The organism is Rhodoluna sp. (assembly GCF_044239955.1).
GTDB lineage: Bacteria > Actinomycetota > Actinomycetes > Actinomycetales > Microbacteriaceae > Rhodoluna.
Genome location: NZ_JBIIAL010000021.1, coordinates 1 through 6,265 on the forward strand (window position 1 = coordinate 1; position 6,265 = coordinate 6,265).

The 6,265-nt window shown below is 49.3% G+C and carries 6 protein-coding genes; 5 read left to right on the forward strand and 1 reads right to left on the reverse strand.

Going from position 1 to position 6,265, the window contains the following annotated elements; genetic code table 11:
* The first annotated feature begins 104 nt into the window (after positions 1 to 104).
* The gene (locus AC9UFE_RS05815; protein ID WP_509546789.1) at positions 105 to 338 is read left to right on the forward strand and encodes a DUF5522 domain-containing protein; all 234 of its coding nucleotides are present in this window, start codon (positions 105 to 107) and stop codon (positions 336 to 338) included.
* On the opposite strand, the gene AC9UFE_RS05820 is transcribed toward AC9UFE_RS05815, so the two are convergent.
* Entirely contained in the window at positions 328 to 1,308 is a 981-nt protein-coding gene (locus AC9UFE_RS05820) for a carbohydrate kinase family protein (RefSeq protein ID WP_509546792.1), read from the reverse strand. The genes AC9UFE_RS05815 and AC9UFE_RS05820 overlap by 11 nt on opposite strands.
* 35 nt (positions 1,309 to 1,343) lie before the next feature.
* On the opposite strand from AC9UFE_RS05820, the gene AC9UFE_RS05825 reads away from it, so the two are divergent.
* The 4 genes from AC9UFE_RS05825 to AC9UFE_RS05840 all read left to right on the forward strand — a co-directional run bounded on the left by AC9UFE_RS05825 (position 1,344) and on the right by AC9UFE_RS05840 (position 5,857).
* Complete coding sequence (locus AC9UFE_RS05825; protein WP_509546795.1) at positions 1,344 to 2,507, forward strand: hypothetical protein; 1,164 nt, start codon at positions 1,344 to 1,346, stop codon at positions 2,505 to 2,507.
* Positions 2,504 to 3,148, forward strand: a complete 645-nt coding sequence (locus tag AC9UFE_RS05830) for an HAD-IA family hydrolase (protein WP_509546798.1) — start codon at positions 2,504 to 2,506, stop codon at positions 3,146 to 3,148. Before AC9UFE_RS05825 ends, AC9UFE_RS05830 begins: the two co-directional genes overlap by 4 nt.
* Before the next feature lie 3 nt (positions 3,149 to 3,151).
* The gene (locus AC9UFE_RS05835; protein WP_509546801.1) at positions 3,152 to 3,403 is read left to right on the forward strand and encodes a glutaredoxin family protein; all 252 of its coding nucleotides are present in this window, start codon (positions 3,152 to 3,154) and stop codon (positions 3,401 to 3,403) included.
* A gap of 249 nt (positions 3,404 to 3,652) precedes the next feature.
* On the forward strand, positions 3,653 to 5,857 hold the full coding sequence (locus AC9UFE_RS05840; protein WP_509546804.1) for a DEAD/DEAH box helicase: 2,205 nt from the start codon (positions 3,653 to 3,655) through the stop codon (positions 5,855 to 5,857).
* Positions 5,858 to 6,265: the final 408 nt, after the last annotated feature.

A 6,265-nucleotide genomic window follows, 5' to 3' on the forward strand; every position in this document is an offset into this window, starting at 1 on the left:
AAGGTTCTTAATGAGCTCAGCTTGACCTGGGAAAGAACCAGATCAGACGACACAACCCGAGCTTGCGCACAAATGGTTCTAGCAGGCGGTAGCGTCTAGGTTCTATGCCTAGACCAACCCCAACCCGGCGACCGCTAAGCCTTCCTCACCCAACGAGACTGGCTGAAAATCACCCTGCCCGTGATGAGATGCTTCGCAGGCACGAACTGGCTATGGCGCTAGATCAGCCAGGCTACAACGATCCAATAACCGGAAACTTTGTCTTTACCGCGAAAGAACTTTCAAACTTTGAGCGCTGCTGCGCTATGGAGTGCAGGCACTGCCCCCTTAAGCGGTAGCTGCAATAACAGCTGCTAGTTCCGCTCTGGTTGGTGGCTCAGCCCCGATTTTTTCGCAAGTAATGCTCGCAGCAATGGCTGCGACCCTAGTGATTTCAACCAGTTGCTCTGTTGTCACTGCAGCCAGTTTTTGATCCGGATCTGTGCCTAGGGCATCAATGGCCAATAGACCACTCAGCATATGTGCGCAGAAGGTATCTCCCGAGCCCACGGTGTCTTGAACCTCAACTACACGGGAGGGAACATCAATTCGGAACTTATCTTTTCGGTAAATACTCACCCCGTCAGCACCCCTTGTTACAAATACAATCTGTTCGCTAGATCCAATCCAGTTCCAAGCAATCTCATCAACGCTCGATCCTGGCTCTAAGCCATAGATCCAGTTGATGTCATCATCGGAGGCTTTTACGATGTGTGAAATTGAGTTGATTCTTTCAACTCTTTTTCGCTCTATCGCCAAATCAAAACCAAGAGCCGGTCGAACATTGACATCGTGTGAAAGTGTCAAAGTATTGGCTCTGAAGAATTCACCTAACCAAGCTTCAATTACCTTGTTGCCTGGGCCTAAGGCCATAGTTAGGCAACCAAACTGCAAGGCCTTGGCTCCGAGTTCAGAAAGCATATCTACAGTCGGTAGTTCCTCTTTAGTGAAATTCCAATCGGCTGTGCCCTCAACATAAAACGAATACTTCGCGCCACCCGATTCTCCAATCGACGCTATTGCCAGCGAGGCTGGCTCTGGCGCAGCAATTGCGTAGTCGAGACCTACGCCACTTTCTTGTAGTCGAGTTCTGATCTTTTGACCGAAAGCATCTGAGGAAATTCTTGCAAGAAGTTGCTGTGGCAGTCCAGCCCTTGCTAGTGCGATGGCAACATTCGCGTTTGCGCCACCAATGACAGCCTGGTAGCTGCCAGATTCTGTTTTGCTCTCAATTAGATCAATAAGAGCCTCGCCGATGACCACAATCATGGCTCAAGTTTATGTCGCAGGCGTAGGCTAGAGATATGCAAACAAAACTGTCCAAGCAAGCAATCATTACCCCTCTTATTGGCCTAGTAGTTGGCTGGACAGTGTTCATGTTCGCTATCTACTCAGATCTATTCGTTCAGCCAATTTACGACTACCAGGGAATGTATGTCAGTGACGCCCAGGTGGTTAAAGTCTCTACTTATCTATATCTAGTAGGCATTGTAGTTTTTGGACTACTTTCCCTTCGCGGCCAGCAGTTGGCACTGCATGCACGAGAGCTTGCCGGGCTAGAAGCCTCGCTTCCTCGAGCCGCCCATCGATTTACAAACCTAACAGTGGTCATATCTTTAGTAGGTGGATCAATATATGCCATAGGCAATTTCCTAAACGCGTTTAGCGGATTTGGCTCAGCTGAAGGCGTAAACCTACTGGTTCGACTTTTTGATGTCTATGTCCCAATTGTTTTGTCAACAGCATTAGTCATCTATATCTTGCTTCGAGCCTTTGTTTATAGAAAACAAAACGTTAAACAGGCCAAGAAGCAGGGCATGTCCGATTCAGAGAAAGCTCTTGGTCTTGGATATGCGATTCCAATTTTGTTTACCGCAGTTGCAATCATCTTTGGGTTAGTTGTTTACGACATCACCAGGACCGACTTGCAGGTCTGGGTCTGGGTAGTTATTCAGGTCATCATCGCACTAGGTATCTTGCTTGGAACAAGGTTCTCTTCTAAGGCAAAAGCTGCCAATGCGGCTCCACCAAGAGTAAGACAAACTTTGGCAGCAGGGGCAGCCAACTTGAACTTTGTATTGTCAATTGTTTTTGGTGCAACAGTTTCGATTATGTCCTTCACATTCGGAGCCAACGCCATCGAGTCCTTAAGGGTTTATCCAGAATATAAAGAGCCAGAAATTATTGACGGTGAGTATTACTACGATCCAACCTGGACTGTCTCATCTTTCGAGTGGAAGTGGTTCTTCGAGTCGATGCTCCCAGCCCTAGTTCTACTCATGATTGCTGCTGTAGGAATCTATTTGTTTATTACAGAGCGCAATCAGTCCGGTGTAACAATGTCTTCCAATAAGGCCCTAAGTAAGTCAGGGGCTAAAACCAAAGTATCTCCCAAGAAGACTGCAAAAAAGACCAGTACTAGTTCAAAAACCACCAGCAAGGTAGCTGCTCCAAGAAAGCGCAAATGATTCTTAGAGCAAGTGCGCTGTTATTTGATAACGACGGTGTTCTAGTTGACTCCCACGCTGCCGTCAATAAGGCTTGGGCAACTTTGGCAACGGAGTTTGGAATTGAAGGCTTCTCTATTGCCAATCACTACGGGACCCGTGCGCAGGATCTAATTTTGCAATTAGTTGGTGAGGAAAGATTTGTTGCTGCCAATAATCGAATTAACGAGCTAGAACAGCAAACCGCCGATCAAACTCATGCACTGCCTGGAGCAGTAGAGCTATTGCATTCTTTGCCAGCTGGGATATGGACCATTTGCACCTCAGCTAATTCAAACCTTGGTAGTGCTCGCATTAAGGCAGCTGGGCTACCACTACCCGAGCAGTTTGTTAGTGGTGACGATGTTGAGCATGGCAAACCAGCGCCAGACCCATATCTACTTGGAGCTAAGAAGCTGGGCTTTAGCGCCAGCGATTGCATTGTCTTTGAAGACGCCGATGCTGGGGTCAAAGCAGCCTTGGCAGCGGGAGCTGCCTTTGTTGTTGGGGTGTCAGCTCAGGCCCTAGCTACCGATGCCGACATTGTTGTTGAAGATTTGGCGGGAATCAGCTTTGATGGGAAACAGTTAGTAATACCAGAGACAAAAATCCTTAGGAGATAGCAAATGTCAGAAGTTACGTTTTACGGAGCACAGTGGTGTGGCGATTGCCGCAGATCAGAGTCCCTTTTGAACACCCTGGGTGTTGATTTTGACAAAAAGGACGTAGAGAACAGCCCCGAATTCACCGAGGAAGCCAAGGCAATCTCTGGAAGAACCAACATTCCCGTGATCGTATTTGCTGATGGCAAGCACCTAGTTGAGCCATCTGATGCAGAACTAAGCGCAGAACTAAAGGCTCGCGGCATTATCTCCTAGGAAATATTTTCCTAGCTTTATTGCTTCTTGCCAACTAGGCTTAGATTGTTGGGAACTTCCCAGCAGTAGTCGTTTGCAGTGCACTACAGGTGCATCAGTCTTTACCTCTTATAGCTCTGGTAACAAGCCAGGAATGCTTAGGGTCTAGCGCAGTTCGACTAGACCGCAAAGACACACGCAGCAACGAAATATCGCTTTTTTGCTTTTTCTTGCCTGCGCGTGCCTATAAAAGAGGAAGCAATTTAAACTATGCCTAATTTCGGCAAATCAGCTCCGCGTCCAAAAACCGGAGCAGCTAAAGGCGCACCACGCAGATCCGGAACCTCAGGTTTCGCAAGCTCTGCTGGCGCACCCAAGAAACCACATCGCAAGGGCGCTACCGATGCTCGCGAGATGAGTGGCCGTAAGCCAGACCGCGGTTCCAACTGGGAACCAAGAGGTCCAAAAACAGACTCGGCACGCAAGCCTCGTCACACTGCAGAAGACCGTGCTGGTCGCGGACCAAGATCTTTTGACGATCGCGCACCAAGATCAAATGACGGAACCCAAAGACGTGAGTGGTCAGATAAGCCACGCTACGGCCAGGGTCAGTCAGACCGTCCAGCCAAAAAGAGCTGGTCAGATAAGCCTTCCTACCGAGACAGAAACTCTTCTCCAAGATCATCTGACTCGAGAGACTCAAGACCTTCTGAATCCAGAGGGTATGAAGCTAGAGGACCACGCAAGCCTGCGGGATCATCTGATCGTAGCTTTGGATCAAGATCAGGTTCTGGATACCGTTCAGATTCATCTGAGCGTCCAGCCCGCAACGATCGCGGCTTCCGCTCAGATCGCCCAGCAAGGGATTTCAGTAGCGATTCGTTCCGCGGTTCCAGAGACTCTTCAAGGGACTCGTCTAGAGAATCCGGAAGAACTTACGAGCCACGTTCAAACTCGAGAGAGTACGACCGCGACCGTAACCCTTACCGCGAAGATAGAGTCTCAAGAGACAAGTCTCGCGATTCAAGTTTTGTTGGCGCTCGCGACAAGAACCCAAACCGCAAAGCATTCTTTGAGGACAAGGTTCTAGAAAAGCTAGTTGTTGCCGACGCATCAGAGATCGTTATCCAGGGAAGTTTCGAAGAGATGGGTCTGCACCCAAAGCTAGTAACAGCACTTCGTGGCCTTGGAGCAGAAACTCCGTTCCCAATCCAGCAGTCAACCATTCCTGCAGCACTTGAAGGAAGAGATGTGCTTGGACGCGGCAAGACCGGTTCTGGAAAGACAATTGCTTTCGCTGTTCCGATTATTTCCAAGCTCGTTGCAGCGGGATCTCAGCCAAGAAAACCAAATAAGCCTCGCGCTTTGATATTGGCCCCTACTCGCGAACTAGCTGATCAGATCGATAGAACGGTTTCAGCTCTAGCTCGCTCGGTTGGTTTCTACACAGCTTGTGTTTACGGTGGTGTCCCACAGCGCCGTCAAGAGATTTCTCTTAGCCGCGGTGTTGACATCGTTGTTGCAACCCCTGGCCGTTTGGAAGACCTCATGGCGCAGCGCATTATTGACCTAAGCGATGTTGAGACCATGGTCATCGATGAAGCAGACCACATGTGTGATCTTGGATTCATCGAAGGCGTAAAGCGTGTTCTTCGTGCAACCGGAGAAAGCCAGAAGCTACTGTTCTCGGCGACACTGGACCGCGAAGTCGATGCACTTGTTCGCGAGTTCATGCCAACCCCTTACGTATACGAAGTTCCTAATGAAACTCAGGAGAACTCAACCATCGAGCACCGCGTGCTAGTTGTTGACCCAGATGATCGCAGCCAGGTACTACTTCGTTTGGTTCAAGGAGAAGGTAAGTCACTTATCTTCACCCGTACCAAGATGACAGCAGAGCGCCTAAGCGAGTCTCTTACCAACAACGGCGTTCCAGCAGCAAGGCTGCATGGAGACCTAAACCAGAACCAAAGATCTCGTAACCTAGAGCGATTCGTTAAAGGCGCCGTAAGGGTTCTTGTTGCAACCGACGTTGCAGCTAGAGGTATCCACGTTGATGATGTTGCACTTGTTATCCAGGTCGATCCACCAGAAGAATACAAGACCTATCTACACCGCTCCGGCCGTACCGGCCGCGCCGGAAAGGAAGGTGTTGTTATCACTTTGATTCCACGTTCAAAGCGTCGCAAGGTCGAGGACCTGCTGCACCGTGCCGAGCGCGATGCCAAAATCACCGATGTTCGTCCAGGCTCCGAATTACTGGAAGAACTAGCTGGTCCGATTGCGCCACCTCCAGCTGCACCGGATATTCTCGACTTCGGAGACTCCCGTGGCGGAGACTCAAGAGGCGGCAGAGGAAGAGGCAACTCCAGAGGACCCAAGAAGCAGGGAAACTACCAAGGATCTGGCAAGGGAAGATGGGCTGATAAGCCATCAGGCGAAAAGCGCCCAAGAGCTAAGAAGTATTCGAACTAGCAATAGTTCGAGGAGTAAAAGCGATAGAGACAGCGCTTTAATCCCCACCCCTTTTGGGGTGGGGATTACTTTTTAGCTTTGGGGGTTGGAAAAGGGCTTCACCCTGTTTTCAGATTAAGCCTAAAAACCGTGCTTTACATCCCATCCCTCCAAGCCTTAGACTGTAGGAAGCCAAAGATCGTCGGTTTGAGGCAGGACAAATCCCAAGAATTCTTGGAATTTGACTTGTTTTGACTAAGAAACACAAAGTGTTTGCCCACGTAGGTGAAGAACTGAAGTTTGTAGAGTTTTGCTCTATTTCCTTATGCTCCTCGCTTACGTGAGGAGCATTTTTTGTTTCTTAGGGCTGCCGACAAATACAGATAATCAAGGAGTGCCATGGCGAACAAGGAAGCTACCGTCGCCGAG

Excerpts from the sequence above, each read along its gene's own strand:
- AC9UFE_RS05820 (WP_509546792.1), bottom strand. The coding sequence starts at position 1,308 with ATGATTGTGGTCATCGGCGAGGCTCTTATTGATCTAATTGAGAGCAAA.
- AC9UFE_RS05830 (WP_509546798.1), top strand. The coding sequence starts at position 2,504 with ATGATTCTTAGAGCAAGTGCGCTGTTATTTGATAACGACGGTGTTCTA.
- AC9UFE_RS05840 (WP_509546804.1), top strand. The coding sequence starts at position 3,653 with ATGCCTAATTTCGGCAAATCAGCTCCGCGTCCAAAAACCGGAGCAGCT.
- AC9UFE_RS05835 (WP_509546801.1), top strand. The coding sequence starts at position 3,152 with ATGTCAGAAGTTACGTTTTACGGAGCACAGTGGTGTGGCGATTGCCGC.
- AC9UFE_RS05815 (WP_509546789.1), top strand. The coding sequence starts at position 105 with ATGCCTAGACCAACCCCAACCCGGCGACCGCTAAGCCTTCCTCACCCA.
- AC9UFE_RS05825 (WP_509546795.1), top strand. The coding sequence starts at position 1,344 with ATGCAAACAAAACTGTCCAAGCAAGCAATCATTACCCCTCTTATTGGC.